Annotated in this window: 15 protein-coding genes, 1 pseudogene and 2 riboswitches; of the genes and pseudogenes, 9 read left to right on the top strand and 7 right to left on the bottom strand. The window is 42.2% G+C overall.

What is annotated here, in order from left to right; all coding sequences use genetic code 11:
- Positions 1-50 precede the first annotated feature (50 nt).
- The 6 genes from DRF63_RS03705 to moaA form a co-directional block, all read right to left on the bottom strand.
- Complete coding sequence (locus DRF63_RS03705) at positions 51-1853, bottom strand: tRNA(Met) cytidine acetyltransferase TmcA domain-containing protein (protein WP_005597036.1); 1803 nt, start codon at positions 1851-1853, stop codon at positions 51-53.
- A complete protein-coding gene (gene ybeY / locus DRF63_RS03700) occupies positions 1853-2344 on the bottom strand; it encodes an rRNA maturation RNase YbeY (protein WP_005597035.1) in 492 nt (163 codons plus the stop codon). Before ybeY ends, DRF63_RS03705 begins: the two co-directional genes overlap by 1 nt.
- A gap of 80 nt (positions 2345-2424) precedes the next feature.
- Positions 2425-2880: a molybdopterin synthase catalytic subunit MoaE gene (gene moaE / locus DRF63_RS03695; RefSeq protein WP_005597033.1), complete on the bottom strand. Its 456-nt coding sequence runs from the start codon at positions 2878-2880 to the stop codon at positions 2425-2427.
- The gene (gene moaD, locus DRF63_RS03690; RefSeq protein ID WP_005597031.1) at positions 2881-3126 is read right to left on the bottom strand and encodes a molybdopterin synthase sulfur carrier subunit; all 246 of its coding nucleotides are present in this window, start codon (positions 3124-3126) and stop codon (positions 2881-2883) included.
- A gap of 21 nt (positions 3127-3147) precedes the next feature.
- Positions 3148-3624, bottom strand: coding sequence for a cyclic pyranopterin monophosphate synthase MoaC (gene moaC / locus DRF63_RS03685; protein ID WP_005597027.1), 477 nt, complete (start codon positions 3622-3624; stop codon positions 3148-3150).
- Positions 3625-3908: 284 nt separating this feature from the next.
- Positions 3909-4931, bottom strand: a complete 1023-nt coding sequence (moaA, locus tag DRF63_RS03680) for a GTP 3',8-cyclase MoaA (protein ID WP_005597025.1) — start codon at positions 4929-4931, stop codon at positions 3909-3911.
- Positions 4920-5107, bottom strand: a riboswitch (molybdenum cofactor riboswitch). Its footprint overlaps the gene before it by 12 nt.
- Positions 5108-5281: 174 nt before the next feature.
- On the opposite strand from moaA, the gene DRF63_RS03675 reads away from it, so the two are divergent.
- On the top strand, positions 5282-6400 hold the full coding sequence (locus DRF63_RS03675) for a NapC/NirT family cytochrome c (RefSeq protein ID WP_005597023.1): 1119 nt from the start codon (positions 5282-5284) through the stop codon (positions 6398-6400).
- Between the two features lie 7 nt (positions 6401-6407).
- Positions 6408-6577, top strand: a riboswitch (molybdenum cofactor riboswitch).
- Positions 6578-6595: 18 nt separating this feature from the next.
- Complete coding sequence (gene torA, locus DRF63_RS03670) at positions 6596-9070, top strand: trimethylamine-N-oxide reductase TorA (RefSeq protein ID WP_005597019.1); 2475 nt, start codon at positions 6596-6598, stop codon at positions 9068-9070.
- A gap of 138 nt (positions 9071-9208) precedes the next feature.
- Here the strand turns inward: torA and dld are convergent, their stop codons facing one another.
- Complete coding sequence (gene dld, locus DRF63_RS03665) at positions 9209-10900, bottom strand: D-lactate dehydrogenase (protein WP_005597017.1); 1692 nt, start codon at positions 10898-10900, stop codon at positions 9209-9211.
- A gap of 103 nt (positions 10901-11003) precedes the next feature.
- Here dld and DRF63_RS03660 point away from each other — a divergent pair, with 103 nt between their 5' ends.
- From DRF63_RS03660 to DRF63_RS03630, 7 genes and pseudogenes are all read left to right on the top strand, one after another.
- Positions 11004-11408 (top strand): DUF423 domain-containing protein, encoded by a 405-nt coding sequence (locus DRF63_RS03660; protein WP_005597015.1) that lies wholly within the window; start codon positions 11004-11006, stop codon positions 11406-11408.
- A gap of 371 nt (positions 11409-11779) precedes the next feature.
- Entirely contained in the window at positions 11780-12871 is a 1092-nt protein-coding gene (gene rlmM / locus DRF63_RS03655; RefSeq protein ID WP_005597011.1) for a 23S rRNA (cytidine(2498)-2'-O)-methyltransferase RlmM, read from the top strand.
- Positions 12872-12979: 108 nt separating this feature from the next.
- Positions 12980-13789: a 4-hydroxy-tetrahydrodipicolinate reductase gene (gene dapB, locus DRF63_RS03650; RefSeq protein ID WP_005597009.1), complete on the top strand. Its 810-nt coding sequence runs from the start codon at positions 12980-12982 to the stop codon at positions 13787-13789.
- A 113-nt stretch (positions 13790-13902) separates the two neighbouring features.
- A complete protein-coding gene (locus DRF63_RS03645) occupies positions 13903-15039 on the top strand; it encodes a methionine biosynthesis PLP-dependent protein (RefSeq protein WP_043991798.1) in 1137 nt (378 codons plus the stop codon).
- Positions 15040-15142: 103 nt separating this feature from the next.
- The gene (gene hpt, locus DRF63_RS03640; protein WP_005597005.1) at positions 15143-15682 is read left to right on the top strand and encodes a hypoxanthine phosphoribosyltransferase; all 540 of its coding nucleotides are present in this window, start codon (positions 15143-15145) and stop codon (positions 15680-15682) included.
- 108 nt (positions 15683-15790) lie between these two features.
- Entirely contained in the window at positions 15791-17899 is a 2109-nt protein-coding gene (locus tag DRF63_RS03635; RefSeq protein ID WP_005597003.1) for a transglycosylase SLT domain-containing protein, read from the top strand.
- 180 nt (positions 17900-18079) lie between these two features.
- Positions 18080-19468: pseudogene (locus tag DRF63_RS03630) on the top strand (DHA2 family efflux MFS transporter permease subunit).
- Positions 19469-19505: the final 37 nt, after the last annotated feature.

Here is a 19505-nt window from a genome sequence, read left to right as displayed (position 1 = left end):
GAAAAACCACCGCAATAAGCGGTGGTTTTTTTATAGCGATTTGCAACCAATTAGCGTGTGTATTGCAAGTAATTAGCAAGTAGGCTACGTAAGTTTTCCAACCATTCTTTTTTGCCTTGAATACGCTCGAATTGTTGCCAGAGATTGGCTAATACACCATGATTGCGAGGATCTTGCCGGTAAAGACGTGTTAGGCTGACATAACTTGCCGCCAGAGAACGTTGCGCTAATGCGAAACCTTCTATATTGCGCCAATCTTGTTCGTCCATTTGCAGTTGCACAAGCGGTCGAATTGGCAACATATTTTGCAATTCTGCATAAAACGGCTGTAATGCTAAATCTCGTTCAAATCTGGCAGTAGCTTGTTGTACAAACCGCTGACCTTCGGCTGAAATCGGGTAGAGCATCATCGCACTGTGATAGCCGCTACTGGCTTCTTTAGTTGGGGTAATTTGCACTAACTGAAAACCGCATTGTTGCCAAAAGTGTAATAGATGTTCCGTGAGTCCGAAGCTGACTGAAACATAATCCACAAGCGGTCGATTTTGCTGAATTTTTTGCAAAATAAAGTCAGAAATTAAGCGCTTGCCAATCCCTTGCTGTTGCAATTCAGGTTGTACTGCAATACGTGAGATTCGTACTGAACGTAGCTGACAGGCTTCGAGTAAGTTGCCTTGGAAGCAGAGGTATTGTGCGACTAAATTGCCTTGTGGGCGGCGTTCTCCCCGCCAAATGGCTTCAGTTAATTCAGGTTCCAAACCACCTTCAGGTACAGCCCAAATGCCGCCGACTAAATGCTGATGCTCGGCGAAAGAATGTAGTAACTGATCTTGAGCATCAAATAAGCGGCGTAAATCGCTGGGTGTCGTTTTGTAATGCGCTTCCGCCAGTAAATGATAAAATTCAGCATATTGATTGGTTTCGCTTGGTGGTGACATAATCAATAATTCATCGATAAATTGTTCCAACGGATCATTTTCATGCCAACGAAGCGGCTTAGTCAGTCGCCATTCTCGATACTGCTTGGTAAGCTGTTGTGGGAATTTCAGGCTAAAGCCTCGCCCGGTACCTTCATAATTATGTGTAGTCGTGGTTAAGACCACTTTATCGAAGTAAGCACAGAGCTGATGTAACATCGGCAACGGCAAACTTGCCGCTTCATCAATAAATAACCAGCTCTTTGCTGCAATTTGATTTGCCGCAATTTTTTGTAATAGATGATCGGGTGCAAAAAAAGGAATATTCTGCGCAGCAGACTTCCAGAAATTAGGTAAGACCGAGTGACTTCTTGCAGTAATCAATACCGATTCCGTTTTAGCTAACTGCTGAGCTAATTTACCGGCGAGGGTCGATTTGCCTCGCCCACGAGGCGCGGTAATTAAATGAATAGCTGACGAATCAAGCGGTAATTTTTCAAAGATTTTTTGCTGTTGTGGCGTAAGACTTTCGGTCGCTTGGCATTGAGGTGGCTGTTTTGGCAAGCTAAAATCCGTTTCTTCCAATGTTTGGAATTGAAAACCGAATTTTTGTACCAATGCCTTAAAGTAGCGATAGAAATTCGGTGTGGCAATCACCTTACCGCCATTCCAACGTTGCGAATCAAAATCTAGTTGCTGTTCGAGCGTATCCCAGTTCGGGCAAATAAGGTAGAGTGTGCCTTGAGCCTGAATCGTACCGGCAATAATTGCTAATGCGTCTAAGTTAAGACACACACCGCCTTCGGCACGCATATCGTAAATCGCATAGGGGTGTTCTTGCCCCAAATACTGTTTGGCTTGGGAGATATTGCCGCTATGAATAACAATGCCCCCGTCAAGCGGAGGCATTTCAGCTAAAATCACCAGTTTACGCATTATTCTTCAATCACTTTTTCTGAAATATACGGATCTTCAAAACCTAAACTTTGCATAATCTCGGTTTCTAAACCTTCCATTTCTTCCGCTTCCGCATCTTCAATATGGTCGTAACCGAGTAAGTGTAGCGTGCCGTGAATCGCTAAGTGCGCCCAGTGTGATTCTAAGGAAATTTGTTGTTCTTGCGCTTCTTTTTCCACCACTTGGCGGCAAATAATCAGATCTCCTAATAATGGCAATTCAATGCCTTCCGGCACTTCAAACGGAAATGAAAGCACATTGGTCGATTTGTCTTTACCACGATAAGTTAAGTTTAATTCGTGGCTTTCCGCTTCATCCACGATACGAATCGTGATTTCCGTTTCAGGGAAATCTTCGGTTTGTGCCTCGTGTGCTAACGCACGTTGTACCCATTGGGTAAATTGTGCTAAAGATGGGAGATTTTCACTGTTCTCAGCAGCAATTTGTAAATCAATAATTGGTGTTGTCATAAATTCTCAATATATAAAAAACGGAATGTTGTCGAATATTATAAACCTTCCGACACATTCCGTGAATCTAAGGGCGTGATTTATTGCCATTTATCCGCTTCAAGTTGGTCACTCTCGCGTCCTTCTATCCAACGGTCACCATCTTGCGTAGTTTCACGTTTCCAAAATGGAGCACGGGTTTTAAGATAATCCATAATAAATTCGTTAGCGTGATAAGCATCGCCTCGGTGAGCGGAACTTACCCCAACCAATACAATTTCATCGCCGGTATGAAGTTGCCCAATTCGATGAATTACCGCTACACGTTGTAAATCCCAGCGGCTACGTGCCTCATCCACAATTTCTTGGAGGGCTTTTTTAGTCATTGCAGGGTAATGTTCCAGATATAAACCTGACACATTATCACCTAAATTCATTTCTCGCACTTTGCCGACAAAAAGCGTGGTTGCTCCAACACTATGATGTTCGCTTAACCAACGATAAATCGCATTTTGATCAAAGGTTTCTTGTTGAACTTCGATTAACGTCGTGCGCATTTAGCCTCCTGTCACCGGTGGGAAGAATGCTACTTCATCACCGTCTTTGATTGCACTTTCCAACGGTGAAATGCTTTGGTTAATTGCCACTAATAATTTGCCTTTTTCTAAGGCTAATTGCCATTTTTTACCTTGCTGGCTTAAATGTTCACGTAATTGTTCAGCGGTTTCAAATTCGGCAGGAACGGTTAAAGCATCAACGCCAACCAATTCGCGTACCTGTGCAAAAAATAAAACGTTAATCATATTTATCCCTAAATGTAATTCTTATTCCGCATTAAATTCGCCCGATTTACCACCACTTTTATGTAGTAAACGAACATTTTCAATCACCATATCTTTTTGTACCGCTTTACACATATCGTAAATCGTTAGTGCAGCAACACTGGCAGCGGTTAGCGCTTCCATTTCCACACCGGTTTTACCGGTTAATTTGCACAGTGATTCGATGCGTACTTGATTGGTTTCCGGCAGCGCTTCAAGTTGCACTTCAACTTTTGAGAGGAGTAGTGGGTGGCAAAGTGGAATAAGTTCCCAGGTTCTTTTTGCCGCTTGAATACCTGCTATACGAGCAGTCGCAAATACATCGCCTTTGTGATGGTTACCGGAAATAATCATTTGTAATGTTTCGGCATTCATCGAAACGAATGCTTCGGCACGAGCCACACGGACAGTTTCTTGTTTCATCGAAACATCGACCATATTGGCTTCGCCGTTGGTATTGATGTGAGTAAATTGGTTCATGATAAGTATTTTAATATTAATAACATTGAATCATTGCTTTTTCTGTCACTCTCTTTGCTTTATCGAAAATTTTTTTGCAAAGAACTTAACAAAAATGACCGCTTGGGTTCCCTTCTGAACCGCCTGAGCGTGTTGCAATTTGTAGGAACATTTTTCTTGAGCCGTAGGCGAATCTAAAATGTTCCGTTAAGCAAATTTCAACTAAGTGAAGAACAGCGGTGAAGTAGGGTTGCCTTTCTTTTGGTTACTTTTCTTTGGCAACGCAAAGAAAAGTAACAGAGAAACTAGCCGCCGATTGAGGCGAGGTTATTTCGAATCCCGCTATCACCGATATGCAAATAGTGATGTTCCCGTTTACCTTGTAATGCGGCTTTTAAGCGTGCTTTCAATTGCGCTTGTTGGGTATCTTCCGAGAGTAAATCTCGCAAATCAATGCCTTCCTCGCCGAATAAGCAAAGGTGCAATTTGCCGAGTGCCGAAACACGCAGGCGGTTGCAGCTGGCGCAGAAGTTTTTCTCATACGGCATAATCAAACCGATTTCGCCTTGGTAATCAGGGTGTGAAAGCACTTTCGCCGGGCCGTCCGATAACGCTTTTGGCTGTAATTGCCAGCCTTCTTGTAACAAGCGTTGCATTACCGACTGACCGGATAAATGTTGCGCTTGGAAAAAACTGTCCATTTCACCGGTTTCCATTAGCTCAATAAAACGCATTTGAATCGGTTTATCTTTAATCCAAGCGAGGAATTTATCTAATTCGGGGGCGGTGTATTGCTTCATTAACACCGCATTCACTTTAATTTTGCGATAACCGATTTCAAACGCTCTATCAATGCCTTTGAGGATCGATTGTAGCTTATTTTCACCGGTAATGAGTTGGAATTGACGTGTATCTAAGCTATCTACGCTAACGTTAATATCGGTAATACCGGCTTGTTGCCATAAATCGATATCGCGTTCCATACGATAACCGTTAGTCGTTAACGCCACTTTTTTAATGCCGTTCGTTTGCGAAACGGTATGCGCAATTTCTAAAAAGTCTTTACGTAAAGTCGGTTCACCACCGGTAATACGCACTTTTTCCGTGCCGAGATCAGCAAAAGCACGCACGACACGTTGAATTTCGGATACGCTTAAAAATTGCTGCTTGTGTGAAGGCGGTTTATAGCCGTCCGGCAGACAATAATTACAGCGAAAATTGCAGACATCGGTAACGGATAAACGTAAATAAACATATTGTCGTTCAAAGCGATCAATAAGCTGAGAAACATTATCCGCCCCAACATTTTTAATTGGAATGGATTGCATTGGACACCTTTCTAAACACGAGAGGAACAACAATTTCTTGAAATTCCCTTGAATCAGCTACGTATAAGCTAATTACAGGCATTGCTACCATATTCTTACAAAAAGCGGTCGAATTTAACGAAAATTTGTAAAACGACCGAGAAGTTAGGTTCACAAGCTCGGAGTCTGTTGATAAATATCGCCATTCTAAAGTGCGAAGGCATTTCATGCAATAGTCAGAAAGCAGTATTGTACGTCTAAGGCTTAATTTACATATAAAACTGACATAATTTGATCTTAAACAAGGGACACTTTTATATAAGTGCTAATCTTTTACTACTAAAGAGTTATTTTTTTATGTGGGGAAATGTATGTCTAAATTTAAATTATCACTGGCAGGCGGAGTGATTTGCGCCGTATTGGGTGCTGCAGCGTTATTTGGCGTACAGTCGGTAATGAAAGCGACCAGCTCTACTGAATTTTGCGTAAGTTGCCATTCAATGAGTCATCCGCAAGCGGAATGGGAAGGTACGGTACACTTTTCAAATCGTAAAGGAATTCGAGCGGAATGTTCCGATTGCCACGTTCCGCAAGACGGTTTGCATTATGTAAAAGCTAAGATAATTGCCTTGAAAGACGTATGGCATACCTTTGTCACCGATAAATTGCCCGATCAAGAAGCCTATGAAAAACATCGCTTGGATATGGCGCAACGTGTTTGGGCGGAAATGAAAGAAACCGATTCGGCGACTTGTCGTAGTTGCCATTCATTTGAAGCAATGGTGCTTACCGAACAAAAAGAATCGGCACAGAAAATGCATAAGTTGGCACAAGAAACCAACCAAACCTGTATCGACTGCCATAAAGGTATTGCCCACTTTATGCCGGAAATGCAAGTAGATAACAGTGCGGCATTGGGCGAATTAACCAAACACGCCGGACAATTTAGTGCGAGTGACAAAACATTGTATAACTTGGCGATGGCGCCGGCACAAGTGGCACAGGGCGGAGAAATTCGTTTATTACCGTTTGCGGAAGTATCACAATGGAAAGAATCCGGTGATAAAGTGTCCGGTACGATTAAAGGCTGGCAACAAGCGGGGGCGGAAAGCATTATTTATATGGGACTAGGTCAGCGGATTATGGTCGGTTTAGTCGCAGATGAAGTAAAAGATAAACTCACGGTTCATCAAACGGTTCATGACAATGTGACCAATTCGTACTGGAAAGAAGTCAGCGTTGAAGTTTCATTACCGAAAACGGCGGTGACTTCCGATATTAATTCGCTTAATCATTTCGGCGATAATTTAAATCAAACCCATTGTAGCGGTTGTCATGCGCCGATTGGTGCGGATCACTATACGGCGAATCAATGGATCGGTGTAGTGAATTCCATGAAAGACCGTACTTCAATGACAGCGGATGATGTGCGTGCCGTGACTATCTATCTACAACGTAACGCAAAAGATGTTGCGGGTAGCTCACACTAATTTTATTTAACTTACAGGATACCGAGCTTGTATGCCTAAGTCTTAGATAAGGTGTGCAAGCCTGTGGCAAGCGGTTAAAATTCACAAAATTTTTGCAAAATCAGACCGCTTACACACCGGATAGTAAAGAAATGCACTATCCCCTCGTGTTTAGAAAGGTGTCAAATTCAACTTAACTTTCAGAGGGTTATGCATATGAAAACTCAAGAAAAAATTAATGCAAGTCGTCGTGGTTTTATTAAAAATACCTCTCTCGGTCTTGCTGGGACATCTTTAGCGGGCGGTAGTGTAAATGCCTTAATTTCAACGGAAGCGGCCGCAGCGGAGATGCAAACCGTAATGACAGCAGCACACTGGGGGGCGTTAGGTATCGTGGTTGAAAACGGTAAAGTGGTTAAATCCGGTCCTGCTATGCCTCCGTCAATCGAAAACGAATTACAAACTGTCGTGCCTGATCAAGTACACGGTGAAACTCGCGTTAAATATCCGATGGTACGTAAAGGTTACTTAGAAGGTAATAAAGATACGACTTTACGTGGTCGTGATGAGTGGGTACGTGTTTCTTGGGATAAAGCGTTTGAATTAGTTGCAAACGAAATGAAACGTGTGCGTGACGCACATGGCCCAAGTGCAATTTTCGGCGGTTCTTACGGCTGGTATAGCTCAGGCTCATTACACGCAGCACGTACATTATTACAACGTTATCTAAACATTACCGGCGGTTTTGTCGGCGTGAAAGGCGACTATTCAACCGGTGCGGCACAAGTGATTATGCCGCACGTATTGGGAACGATCGAAGTGTATGAACAACAAACCAGCTGGGAAGTTGTTTTAGAAAGCACGGATGTGATCGTGTTATGGTCGGCAAACCCGTTAAATACGTTGCGTATTGCTTGGACTTCGACTGATCAACAAGGTTTGGAATACTTCAAAAAATTCAAAGAAAGCGGTAAGCGTATTATCTGTATTGACCCAGTAAGAAGCGAAAGTTGCGAATATTTAGGTGCAGAGTGGGTTCCGGTTCATACGGGAACGGACGTAGCGTTAATGTTAGGTATGGCGCATACCTTAGTCGCAGAAAATAAACACGATAAAGAATTCCTTAAAAAATATACTAAAGGCTATGAACAATTTGAAAAATACTTGCTTGGTACGGAAGATAAACAGCCGAAAGATGCGGAATGGGCAAGCAAAATTTGTGGCGTACCGGCGGAAACCATCAAAAAATTGGCATTAGAGTTACAAAGCAAACGTACGATGTTAATGGCAGGTTGGGGTATCCAACGCCAACGTCACGGTGAACAAAGTCACTGGATGTTAGTGACATTAGCGGCAATGTTAGGTCAAATCGGTTTACCGGGCGGTGGTTTCGGTTTAAGTTATCACTATTCGAACGGTGGCGCACCGACGGCAACCGGTGGTATTTTAGGATCGATTTCTGCAAGTCCATCTACTGAAGCGGGTTCAAAAACTTGGTTGGATGAAACCTCTAAATTCTCTTTCCCACTTGCACGTATTTCCGATGCGTTATTAAATCCGGGCAAAACCATTGACTATAACGGCACAAAAGTGACTTATCCGGATATTAAAGTAATTTGGTGGTCAGGCGGTAACCCGTTTACGCATCACCAAGACACCAATACCTTAGTAAAAGCGTGGCAAAAACCGGACAGTGTGTTTGTCACCGAATGTCACTGGACACCAACCGCACGTATGGCGGATATTGTTTTACCGGCAACAACAAGTTATGAGCGTAATGACTTAACGATGTCAGGAGATTATTCAATGATGAATATTTTCCCAATGAAGCAAGTTGTTCCGCCGCAATTTGAAGCGAAAAACGACTACGATATTTTTGCAGAGCTTTCAAAACGTGCAGGTAAAGAACAAGAATTTACCGAAGGTAAATCGGAAATGGATTGGTTAAAAGGTTTCTATCAAACTGCATTTGATGCGGCACGTAAAAACCGTGTATTAATGCCTAAATTTGAACAGTTCTGGGCGGATAACAAGCCGATTACCTTTAAAGCGACTGAAAAAGCGAAAAAATGGGTACGTTATGAAGAATTCCGTAACGATCCGTTACTCAATCCATTAGGTACACCATCAGGCAAAATTGAAATTTTCTCTGATGTAGTGGCGAAAATGAATTACGATGATTGTAAAGGTCATCCGACTTGGATGGAACACGAAGAGTTTGCCGGTAAAACTACCGCAGAAGCGCCGCTTGCGTTAGTCACTCCGCATTCAAAATATCGTTTACATAGCCAATTAGCTTACAGCTCGTTACGTAAACTCTATGCGGTAAATGATCGTGAGCCGGTATTAATTCATACTGAGGATGCTGCGGCTCGCGGCATCGCAAACGGTGACATCGTGCGTATTTTCAATAAACGCGGCCAAGTATTAGCCGGTGCAGTGGTAACAGACGGTATCATTAAAGGCACTGTCGCGTTACACGAAGGGGCTTGGTACGATCCGATGGATCTCGGTAAATCGGAACAACCGCTTTGTAAAAACGGTAACCCGAATGTGCTGACTCGTGATGAAGGTACGTCAAAATTAGCACAAGGTAACTCACCGAATACCGCAACGGTACAAGTAGAGAAATTTACCGGCGTTGCACCGGAAGTAACGGTATTTAAAGAACCGAAATATACCCAAGCATAGTGTTATAGAATAAGTAAACAAAACGCACTAAAGTGAAGGGCTTTAGTGCGTTTTTATATTTATATTAACTGAATGACAAGCGGTTATTTTTTTTAATTTTCTTGCAAAGGAAAAGCAAAAATAGACCGCTTTATTATACTATTTCCAGTATTTTTTCTTAGAAGTTTGTCCGATACCTACGTTAAAGCTATTGGTTGGATCTAAATCTTTATAGAATTTACGTAACGTCGGTTTCGCTTCATATAAATGCCCGACGTTATGTTCCGCCGGATATTGTGCGCCGCGTTTATCCAACAAGGCTAACATTTCGTGTTCTAACGCAACACAATCTACGCCTTTTTTCACAATATAATCCTGATGGAATACGTGGCACATAAAGTGTCCGTAATAGAGCTTATGTAAGATTTTTTGATCGATTTCCGGCGGTAATACCTCAAACCAGTCTTGATCATTACGGCGTAATGCAATATCTAACGCTACAATATCTTCTACTTCATTTTCGTGCGTTGCACGGTAACGAATAGCAGCAGAGGCTACCGCAAAACGGTGTAACATTGCCGCTTGTGTTTCCACCGCATTACATTCGAAATAACCGCCTTTCTCGCTTTCGGAAAAATATTGTTTTAAATATTCACGAGCCTCGGCAACGCCGGTTCCGCCCATTTTCAGAATTAAATGGTGTTCATACTTTTCACGATATTGCCATAAACTTTGCGGTAAATGTTCCGGTAAACGTTTAGATAATGTCTGCATAAATTTATCGCTTAAATGATGAGGTAAGAACGAGAATTTTTTCGCAATACGGTCGGCATTGGCTTTTAAGGCGAATAATTTCGGTAACCAGTGCGTACCGAATTTTTTAATGACCCAGAACGTATCTTTACCGTAACGCGCGGCAATATCGAACGCATCACGATGAATATATTCACCGGAAATCGGTAATTGCTTAAAGTTGGCAAGCATATGACGGCGTAAATCGTTTAGGGTAGCGGTGTGATTTGTACCTATATAGAACACGGCGGTTTGCTTTTCTAACGGGAAAGTATCTAAACGCACGGCAAACACGGCTAATTTACCGGCACTACCGGAGGCTTCATAATGGCGATTCGGATCGGCATTAAAGCGAGCAGGGGAGTCTTCATCAATTTTACGGACGTGATCGCAATAAGTATGATCATGACCTTTGCCGCAATCTAGTTGAATATCTTTGCGTTGATAGCGATTATTTTGCAGATTTTCTAAAATTTCTTCCGGCGTTTCGCCTAAATCAATGCCTAAGTGATTTTTAAGCTCAAGCTCGCCTTGTTCGTTTAGTTGAGCAAATAACGCCATTTCGGTATAAGCCGGGCCTCGTTGTACCAATGCACCGCCGGAGTTATTACACACACCACCAATCACCGAAGCACCGATACAAGATGAGCCGATAACAGAGTGAGGTTCACGTCCGTGCGGTTTAAGTTTAATTTCTAACTCATTGAGTGTCGAACCCGGTAAACAGACCACTTGTTCCGCATTGTTGATCAACTGGATACCGTCCATTCTCATAGTATTTATAATCACAATCTCTCGATCGTAATCGTTACCGTTCGGCGTTGAGCCGCCGGTTAAGCCGGTATTGGCGGCTTGGCTGATCACAATGACATCGTGACGTACGCAGGCTTTTAATACTCGCCAATATTCTAATAATGTTGCAGGGCGCACCACGGCAAGTGCTTTTCCCGTCCCGAAACGATAGCCGCTACGATAAGCTTCGCTTTTAGCCGCATCGGTAATAATGTGTTGAGAACCAACGATTTCGGTCAGTTGTGGAATCAGTAAATGTGCAGACATGATAAGCCTCCTTAGTATAAAATTAACAAAATCATAACAAAAGATGGCTAAATGTGTAATAAATTTTATGCTATATTTAGCATTATTTTTTTAAGGAGAAACGATGAAAAACAAATTTATCTTATTTGCAGCAATTAGCGGCTTTTTCTGTATTGCTTTCGGTGCTTTCGCTTCACACGGATTGGCAAAAACATTAGATGCAAAGGCGTTAGGTTGGATTGATACCGGTCTTCAATACCAAATGTTTCACACCTTAGCTTTGCTGGCTTTAGGTTTGTTCCAATTAGTAAATGCCGCACAAAATCCGCCCGCTTGCAGAGCAAAAGCCTTAAACATTATCGGCGGTAGTTGGATATTAGGCATTTTGTTATTTAGCGGTAGCTTATATGCGTTAGCATTATTCGGACAACGATTATTTGTGTGGAGTACACCGCTTGGCGGCGTATTTTTTATGATCGGTTGGGCGGCATTAATTTTTGTGAGTTTACGTGCTAAAAAAACCGCCTAATCAGTTAGAATAGGCGGAAAACATTGTTTTTGGTTTTATGGTGTCAGGTATTGACTTGCCAACGCAATCAAGGCTAGAATGATTCCGACATCAATTTTGATTGACAATTGCAATTTACCTTCGTTACAGGTTAATTTAAATTGCATTTTATAGTTCCTGTCTAATGAGTTAATCAAAAGCAGGTCAAACACAAAATCCCTGTTGCCGCAGGGATTTTTGCATTCTCCCTGCCACCTATTGTTTTCACATCACTGCAAAAACAACACCTGTTATTATATCCATGTTGTATTTTTAATCAATTATTTGTTTTTCCTATCAAAATAGTACGTAAAACGCTATACTAATCGCATTTTTCATCCATTAGAAAACCTATGAATAAACTAGCATTATATTGCCGAGCGGGATTTGAAAAAGAAACCGCCGGTGAGATTACCGATAAAGCGGCACAACTTGGCGTGTTTGGCTTTGTGAATTTAAAAGAAAATAGCGGTTATATTATTTTTGAATGTTATCAAGCCGGCGATGCGGATCGCTTAGCCAGAGAATTAAAATTCGAACAACTGATTTTTGCTCGTCAAATGATTGTAGTCGGCGATATGTTACAAGACTTGCCGGCAGAAGATCGTATTTCACCGATTGTAGCCCAATACCAAGCGTTAAATCCTCGCCACAGTTCGGATATTTTTGTTGAAACGCCGGATACTAACGAAGCAAAAGAATTACTGACCTTTTGCCGTAAATTTACCGTACCGCTACGTAATAGTTTGAAAAAACAAGGTTGGCTAACCAAGTCTGAACGTGCAAAGGGTAGTATTGGTTTACATATTTTATTTGTGCGGCCGGGTTGTTGCTATGTCGGCTATGCCTATAACGATAATAAGTCGCCGTTTTTTATGGGGATTCCCCGTTTGAAATTCCCGGCGGAAGCCCCAAGTCGCTCGACCTTAAAATTAGAAGAAGCGATCCTCACTTTTATTCCGGAAGCGGAAGAGAAAAAACGTTTTACCGATGAAATGACCGGGGTAGATTTAGGTGCTTGCCCGGGCGGTTGGACTTATCAACTGGTTAAACGTGGCGTATTCGTGTATGCGGTGGATCATGGCAAAATGGCGGCAAGCCTGCACGAAACAGGGCGTATTGAGCATTGTCCAGAAGACGGTTTTAAATTCCAACCGCCTAAACGTAAAACTATCGACTGGTTGGTGTGCGACATGGTGGAACAGCCGATGCGGATTAGTAAATTAATCGGTAAATGGTTAATTAACGGTTGGTGCCGTGAAACGATTTTTAACTTGAAATTGCCGATGAAAAAACGTTATCAAGAAGTGCAATTATGTTTAGCGTATCTTGAAGAAGAACTCGAAAAACAAGGTTTTTGGTTTAAAATTCAAGCAAAACATCTCTATCATGATAGAGAAGAAATTACCGTACATATTGCGGTCATGGGACGTAAACCCCAATAAGCAAAACCAACATAAATAAGCGGTAAAATTTTCACAAAATTTTGCAAATTTATGGCAAAATCAGACCGCTTATTTTAACAAGAACAAGACGTTATAGAGGAAGACACAATGACATTAAAAATCGGAATCGTCGGTGCCGGCGGTCGTATGGGACGCAATCTGATTACTGCGGTACAAAATGCGGAAGGCGTGGAGTTAGGTGCGGCATTTGAACGTAAAGGTTCAAGTTTAGTCGGTGCGGATGCCGGTGAAGTGGCGGGCATTGGTGCAACAGGGGTAAAAATCAGCGATGATTTAAGCCAAAATACCAATTTTGGCGTATTAATTGATTTTACCCGTCCGGAAGGCACGCTCGAGCATATTAAATTTTGTGTAGCAAACGGTAAAAAAATGGTCATCGGTACAACCGGTTTTGATGATGCGGGTAAACAAGCGATTCAAACGGCGGCAGAGCAAATTTCGATTGTGTTTGCTTCTAATTATAGTGTCGGTGTGAACCTCGTATTCAAATTATTAGAAAAAGCGGCAAAAGTGATGGGCGATTATTGCGATATCGAAGTGATTGAAGCTCACCACCGTCATAAAGTGGACGCACCGTCCGGCACAGCACTATCAATGGGCGAACATATCGCTAAAACACTTGGACGTGATCTCAAAACGCACGGTGTATTTGCCCGAGAAGGCATTATCGGCGAACGTAAACGTGATGAAATCGGTTTTGCAACCATTCGTGCCGGCGATGTGGTCGGCGAACACTCGGTATGGTTTGCCGATGAAGGCGAAAGAGTGGAAATTGCTCATAAAGCGTCTAGCCGTATGACGTTCGCCAACGGTGCGGTGCGTGCGGCAAAATGGTTGAATACAAAACAAAACGGTCTGTTTGATATGACGGATGTGCTGGATTTGAATAACTTATAACTAATTGAAATATTAGAAAGGATACACCTAGCGTGTCCCTATTGGTAAAATTGCAAGAATTGTGTATAGGGGCGCATTGAGTGTGTCCAAAATAAACTCAAAAAGGAATGAAAATGACCAAATACAGTAACATTGAAACCACATTAGTACAGTTAGGCAACCGCACCGACCCTAGAACGGGAGCGGTAGCCACACCGATTGTTTTATCGACCGCTTATGGTCGTGACGGTTTGGGCGAATCGACCGGTTGGGATTATATTCGTACCAAAAACCCGACCCGTGCCGTGTTAGAGCAAGGTATTGCAGATTTAGAGGGCGGTGATGCAGGTTTCGCAATGGCATCGGGTATGGCGGCAATTCAGTTAGTGATGTCATTGTTTAAAGCGCCTGATGAGTGGATTATTTCAAGTGATGTATATGGCGGCTCTTACCGTTTATTCGATTTCAGTCATAAACACCACAATACAGTAAAACCGGTTTATGTAAATACCGCAGATTTGGCGGCGATTGAAGCGGCAATTACCCCAAACACTAAAGCGATTTTTGTTGAAACACCGTCAAACCCATTAATGGAAGAGTGTGATGTTGATGCAATTTCTAAAATTGCGAAAAAACATAACTTAATGTTAATTGTGGATAATACCTTCTTAACGCCGATTTTATTCCGTCCGATTGAACACGGTGCGGATATCGTGATTCACAGTGCAACGAAATACCTTTCCGGTCATAATGATGTGTTAGCCGGTTTAATCGTTGCGAAAGATTCGGAAGCAACCAAAAACGAAGCGGGTCAAAAGCTTTCGGAACGTTTATTCTACTTCCAAAACTGTGCCGGTGCGGTGCTTTCGCCGTTTGATTCTTACCTTGCGGTGCGTGGCTTAAAAACCCTTGCGTTACGTATGGAGCGCCATCAGTCAAATGCAACGGAATTAGCGAAATTCTTAAGCGAGCAACCAGAGATTGATAGCGTACTTTATTCAGGTAAGAGCGGTATGCTTTCATTCCGTTTACAAAAAGAAGAGTGGGTACCGAAATTCTTAAAAGCGATCAATCTAATTACCTTTGCAGAAAGTCTAGGCGGTACGGAAAGTTTTATCACTTATCCGTCCACTCAAACACATATGGATATTCCGGAAGCGGAGCGTATTGCACGTGGTATCACCAATAACTTACTGCGTTTCTCAGTTGGCTTGGAACATGTTGAAGATTTAAAAGCGGATTTACGCCAAGCGTTCGGACAACTAAAATAAGTAAATTGGCATAACATTTTGGTGTTATGCCAAATTTATTTTGATTTTAGTATTAATTGTCATTATCATTACCCTCTATTTTTATTAAGAGAGCTTAAACATTATGAAAAAACACCATGTTGAAACCCTTATTTCTCGTGAAGAAGTTCAATCTCGCATTATCGAACTCGCGAAAGAAATTAATCATTATTATGAACACGCACGCAGTGAAAATCTGGTGGTCGTGGGGCTATTACGTGGTTCGTTTATGTTTATGGCGGATTTGGTGCGTTTGATTAATGTACCGGTTGAAGTGGATTTTATGACCGCTTCCAGCTATGGTTCCGGTACGGAGTCGAGCCGTGACGTGAAGATCTTAAAAGATCTTGACGGTGAAATTCACGGTAAAGACGTGTTAATCGTCGAAGATATTATTGATACCGGTTTTACTTTGAGCAAAGTGCGTGATATTTTGAATTTACGCGAGCCTCGTTCGGTAGCGATTTGTACCTTACTGGATAAACCTTCTCGTCGTGAAGTGGAAGTGCCGGTCGAATGGGTCGGTTTTGCGATTCCGGATGAATTTGTCGTAGGTTACGGTATCGACTATGCACAGAAATATCGTAATCTTGATTTTATCGGTAAGGTTGTAATGGACGCATAGTTGCAATCTTTTACTAAGATTTGACCGCTTGTAAGGCTTAAGTGAACTTCAAGCGGTTTTCTTTTACTAAAATTTTACGCATTATCACATAGAATAGTAGGGAATATTATGATTTGGAAAAAAACGTTATTGACGCTACTTGTCTTAAGTTCTTCAGTATGGGCGGCAGAGAAAAAATCTCATGCGCAAAAGACATTTAGCGAAAGCGAGGTAACCGCATTAAAAGCGGAATGGCTTGCCGAACAGAAAACGCAATGGTTACAACAAGCGGGACAAAGAGAGAAACAACGGGAAGCCTTTTTAATTGCCGATAATTTGCTTAAAACGGCGATCTCAAGCAAACAATTTTCGGCGGAAACGCAGCGATTGGTAAATGCCCTTATTCGTTCATTAGATACGTATCCGCTTAAACGTGATATTGATTGGGCGGTATTAAAAGCCAAAATTGAGAGTAAACAAGTTACGGCGGACGATATTCGCGCATTTTCGGCATTATATCCGAATTCACCTTATCAAAAGCAATTCGAGCAATTGCCTTTTGCGCAATTATATGAGCGGAAAAAATGGGCTGACTTATTAAAATACAGCGAAAAAGTTACGCCGGTCGGAATGGATAATCAGTGTCGAGTATTGGCGTCACAATTCCAACTCTTATCGGAAAAGTTGCAATCGGAATCGCCGCAAGCGCAAACGGAAAGTAATAGGTTTCTTATTGCCGATTTATTGGCGCAGTTTGAAAAATTATGGCTAAAAACGACCGCTTTGCCGTCTGAATGTACGGAATTGGAAAGTTATTGGAAAGCGAAGTCAGGTATTACTGCGGAGAAAATTCGTTTAAAAGCGGTGCATTTATTTGATAAAAATGCAAAATCCGAATTGAGTAATCTGTTGCCGATAGCAGAGAATCAAACGCCGGAACTTAAAAATTGGCTGGTTACGGTGGAGCAATTAGCTAAACAACCGACAACATTGCCGGCTTTTATCGAACAAGCCACGGCGGATGAACAGAGCCGTATGATTGCCAATAAGGCGTTTCCGCAGTTTATGAGAACAATCGCCGAGAATACGGGAAATCCGGATTTTACTCCTTATCAAACGTGGGCGGATAAATTGGGCTTATCCGCTGAGGAACAAAAAGCTTGGAAAGTGACTTTCTTAAATCGTTTGTTTGATAATGAGAACGGCAATTTCCAAATATGGCGAGATCAGCAGATCCAACAATTACAAGCGGATAATCTGACCGAACGTCGGATTCGTTTAGCCATTTTGCAGCAAGCGCCGTTAGCCGACTGGCTGTCGTTGTTATCGAATGAGGCTAAGAGTAAGCCGGAATGGCGTTATTGGGCGGCAAAAAACGAAAAAGAAGCGAAAAAACGGGAAGCATCGCTTATCGCTCTGTCTAAAGAGCGCGGTTTTTATCCGATGTTAGCCGCACAGTTACTCGGAAAACAGTATGTGCCAACGCAAGGATTATTGTTGAAATCGGATGTACAAAGCCGTTTACAGCCGCAATTTGATCGCATTAAAGAATTGCGTGATTTACAGCGTTTTGCACAAGCTAAAACGGCTTGGATTGAATTACTGGATGAACTTTCCGTCGATGATAAATTAGCGGTTACCGATTATGCCAAACAACAAAATTGGTATGATTTGGCGGTGGAAGGTACGATTCAGGCAAAAGCATTCGATTATTTATCGCTGCGTTTGCCGAATGCCTATTCCGATTGGTTTGATCTGAATTTGGAAGGTAAGCCGATAAGCAAAACCTTTGCGATGGCGATTGCCCGTCAAGAAAGTGCATGGAACTTCCAAGCCAGATCGCACGCTAATGCCTTGGGATTAATGCAAATGCTACCGAGTACCGCACAAAAAACGGCGCAAGATAATCAACTGCCTTATCGTAATGAGCAGGATTTATTACAGCCGTTTAACAATATTATGTTGGGTACGACACATCTTGCGGAGCTTAATGCAAAATATTCGAATAATCGATTTCTGATTGCCGCCGCTTATAACGCCGGAGCAAGCAGGGTGGAGCGTTGGCTTGCCAGAGCAAACGGAAAACTTGCTTTAGACGAATTTGTCGCTTCTATTCCGTTTTATGAAACGCGCGGTTATGTACAAAATGTCGTCGCTTACGATTATTATCAACAGTTGTTACAAAAAGTAGAGAAGCCGATAATGTTCTATAAAGACGAATGGCAGAGAAAATACTAAGTTTGAAAAGCAAGTGGATTAACCTACTTGCTTTTTTTAGCGATAGATAAAAAGTGGTTATCACGAATATACGAAAATAGTGATGAAGCGTATAATACAAGCGGTTAAATTCTTCAGCGATTTTACAAAATAATTCAAAAATTCAACCGCTTATCTTATCCTTATCTTATGAGGTTTATAATGGGAGACGTTTCAAATAAAGGCTTGGCATGGATTGCCGCACTAGCGTTATTTATGCAAGCATTGGACGCAACCATTCTTAATACCGCCTTACCGGCGATTTCCGACAGTCTAAAAGAATCGCCGTTAGATATGCAAATGGCAATTATCAGCTATGCTTTGACCGTTGCCGCTTTAATTCCGTTAAGCGGCTGGTTAGCGGATAAATTTGGTACATTGCGAGTATTTCGCAGTGCGATTTTGTTATTTGTATTAGGATCCGTCGCTTGTGCGTTGTCTTGGTCGTTAAACAGCTTAGTAGTGGCTCGTATCGTACAAGGTGTCGGCGGAGCATTAATGATGCCGGTTGCTCGTTTGACGATTATTCGTAGCGTACCGAAAACGCAACTGGTCGCTACTTGGAATTTAATGGCGATGGCAGGTTTAACCGGACCGATCCTCGGGCCGATTTTAGGCGGCTGGTTGGTTACTTATACCTCGTGGCATTGGATTTTCTTAATTAATATTCCGATCGGATTGCTAGGCATCGCTATTGCCGGCAGATATATGCCGAATCTCACACAACCGCCGCGTAAATTGGATTGGATCGGTTTTTTGCTATTTGCAAGCGGTTTAGTCGGATTAACGCTAGGTTTAGAATTTGCGGCGGAAGATACGGATAATGTTATGAGAGCCGTACCGATTTTAACGGTCGGTTTTATTCTTATCTGTGCCTATTGTCTTTATGCTTACTGAGTAGCGGAGCCGTTATTGCCTTTGGCGATGTTTAAGATTCGCACTTTCCGAATCGGTATTTTATCCAATATGTTGATTCGGTTAAGCGGTTCCGGTATCCCGTTTTTATTACCGTTAATGCTACAAGTCGCTTTTGGTTATAGTGCGGATATCGCCGGTTGGCTTATGGCACCTTTAGCATTAAGTTCGGTTCTGGCAAAGTCGTTTATCGGTTCGGTATTAGAAAAGCTGGGTTATCGAAATACCTTATTGATTAATGCGTTATTGATGACGTGCGCCATTATCGGAATGTCGTTCTTAGACGCTCAATCACCGCTTTGGCTTATTTTATTGGTGATGTGGTTCGGGACTTGTATGTCGTTTATGTTTACCGCAGTAAATATCCTAACGGTGTGCGATTTAAGCGATCAATACGCCAGTGCCGGTTCAACCATGATGAGTGTGGTTCAGCAAGTCGGTATCGGAATAGGAATAGCGGTATCTGCCGTGATTCTCGGTATGTATCGTGCGAATATCGGTGAAACGGACGCATTATTAACGCAGGCATTCAGTTATACTTTCCTTACCTCGGCAATATTCGGGTTAATATTGGCACTTAATATTGCCCGTTTAGCTCAACAAGACGGCAATCATTTACATAGTAAACAAGCATAAAAAACGGTCTTAATGACCGTTTTTGTTTAAATCTAGT

The sequence above is a fragment of the Actinobacillus pleuropneumoniae genome (genome assembly GCF_003290385.1).
In the GTDB taxonomy this organism is placed as follows: Bacteria; Pseudomonadota; Gammaproteobacteria; order Enterobacterales; family Pasteurellaceae; genus Actinobacillus; species Actinobacillus lignieresii.
This window is presented reverse-complemented; position numbering and strand designations above follow the sequence as displayed.

What these genes read in the sequence shown, in the direction of transcription:
- moaD (WP_005597031.1), bottom strand. Translation starts at nt 3,126, where the DNA reads ATGATTAACGTTTTATTTTTTGCACAGGTACGCGAATTGGTTGGCGTT.
- ybeY (WP_005597035.1), bottom strand. Translation starts at nt 2,344, where the DNA reads ATGACAACACCAATTATTGATTTACAAATTGCTGCTGAGAACAGTGAA.
- torA (WP_005597019.1), top strand. Translation starts at nt 6,596, where the DNA reads ATGAAAACTCAAGAAAAAATTAATGCAAGTCGTCGTGGTTTTATTAAA.
- moaE (WP_005597033.1), bottom strand. Translation starts at nt 2,880, where the DNA reads ATGCGCACGACGTTAATCGAAGTTCAACAAGAAACCTTTGATCAAAAT.
- DRF63_RS03675 (WP_005597023.1), top strand. Translation starts at nt 5,282, where the DNA reads ATGTCTAAATTTAAATTATCACTGGCAGGCGGAGTGATTTGCGCCGTA.
- dapB (WP_005597009.1), top strand. Translation starts at nt 12,980, where the DNA reads ATGACATTAAAAATCGGAATCGTCGGTGCCGGCGGTCGTATGGGACGC.
- DRF63_RS03645 (WP_043991798.1), top strand. Translation starts at nt 13,903, where the DNA reads ATGACCAAATACAGTAACATTGAAACCACATTAGTACAGTTAGGCAAC.
- rlmM (WP_005597011.1), top strand. Translation starts at nt 11,780, where the DNA reads ATGAATAAACTAGCATTATATTGCCGAGCGGGATTTGAAAAAGAAACC.
- DRF63_RS03705 (WP_005597036.1), bottom strand. Translation starts at nt 1,853, where the DNA reads ATGCGTAAACTGGTGATTTTAGCTGAAATGCCTCCGCTTGACGGGGGC.
- hpt (WP_005597005.1), top strand. Translation starts at nt 15,143, where the DNA reads ATGAAAAAACACCATGTTGAAACCCTTATTTCTCGTGAAGAAGTTCAA.
- moaC (WP_005597027.1), bottom strand. Translation starts at nt 3,624, where the DNA reads ATGAACCAATTTACTCACATCAATACCAACGGCGAAGCCAATATGGTC.
- moaA (WP_005597025.1), bottom strand. Translation starts at nt 4,931, where the DNA reads ATGCAATCCATTCCAATTAAAAATGTTGGGGCGGATAATGTTTCTCAG.
- dld (WP_005597017.1), bottom strand. Translation starts at nt 10,900, where the DNA reads ATGTCTGCACATTTACTGATTCCACAACTGACCGAAATCGTTGGTTCT.
- DRF63_RS03660 (WP_005597015.1), top strand. Translation starts at nt 11,004, where the DNA reads ATGAAAAACAAATTTATCTTATTTGCAGCAATTAGCGGCTTTTTCTGT.
- DRF63_RS03635 (WP_005597003.1), top strand. Translation starts at nt 15,791, where the DNA reads ATGATTTGGAAAAAAACGTTATTGACGCTACTTGTCTTAAGTTCTTCA.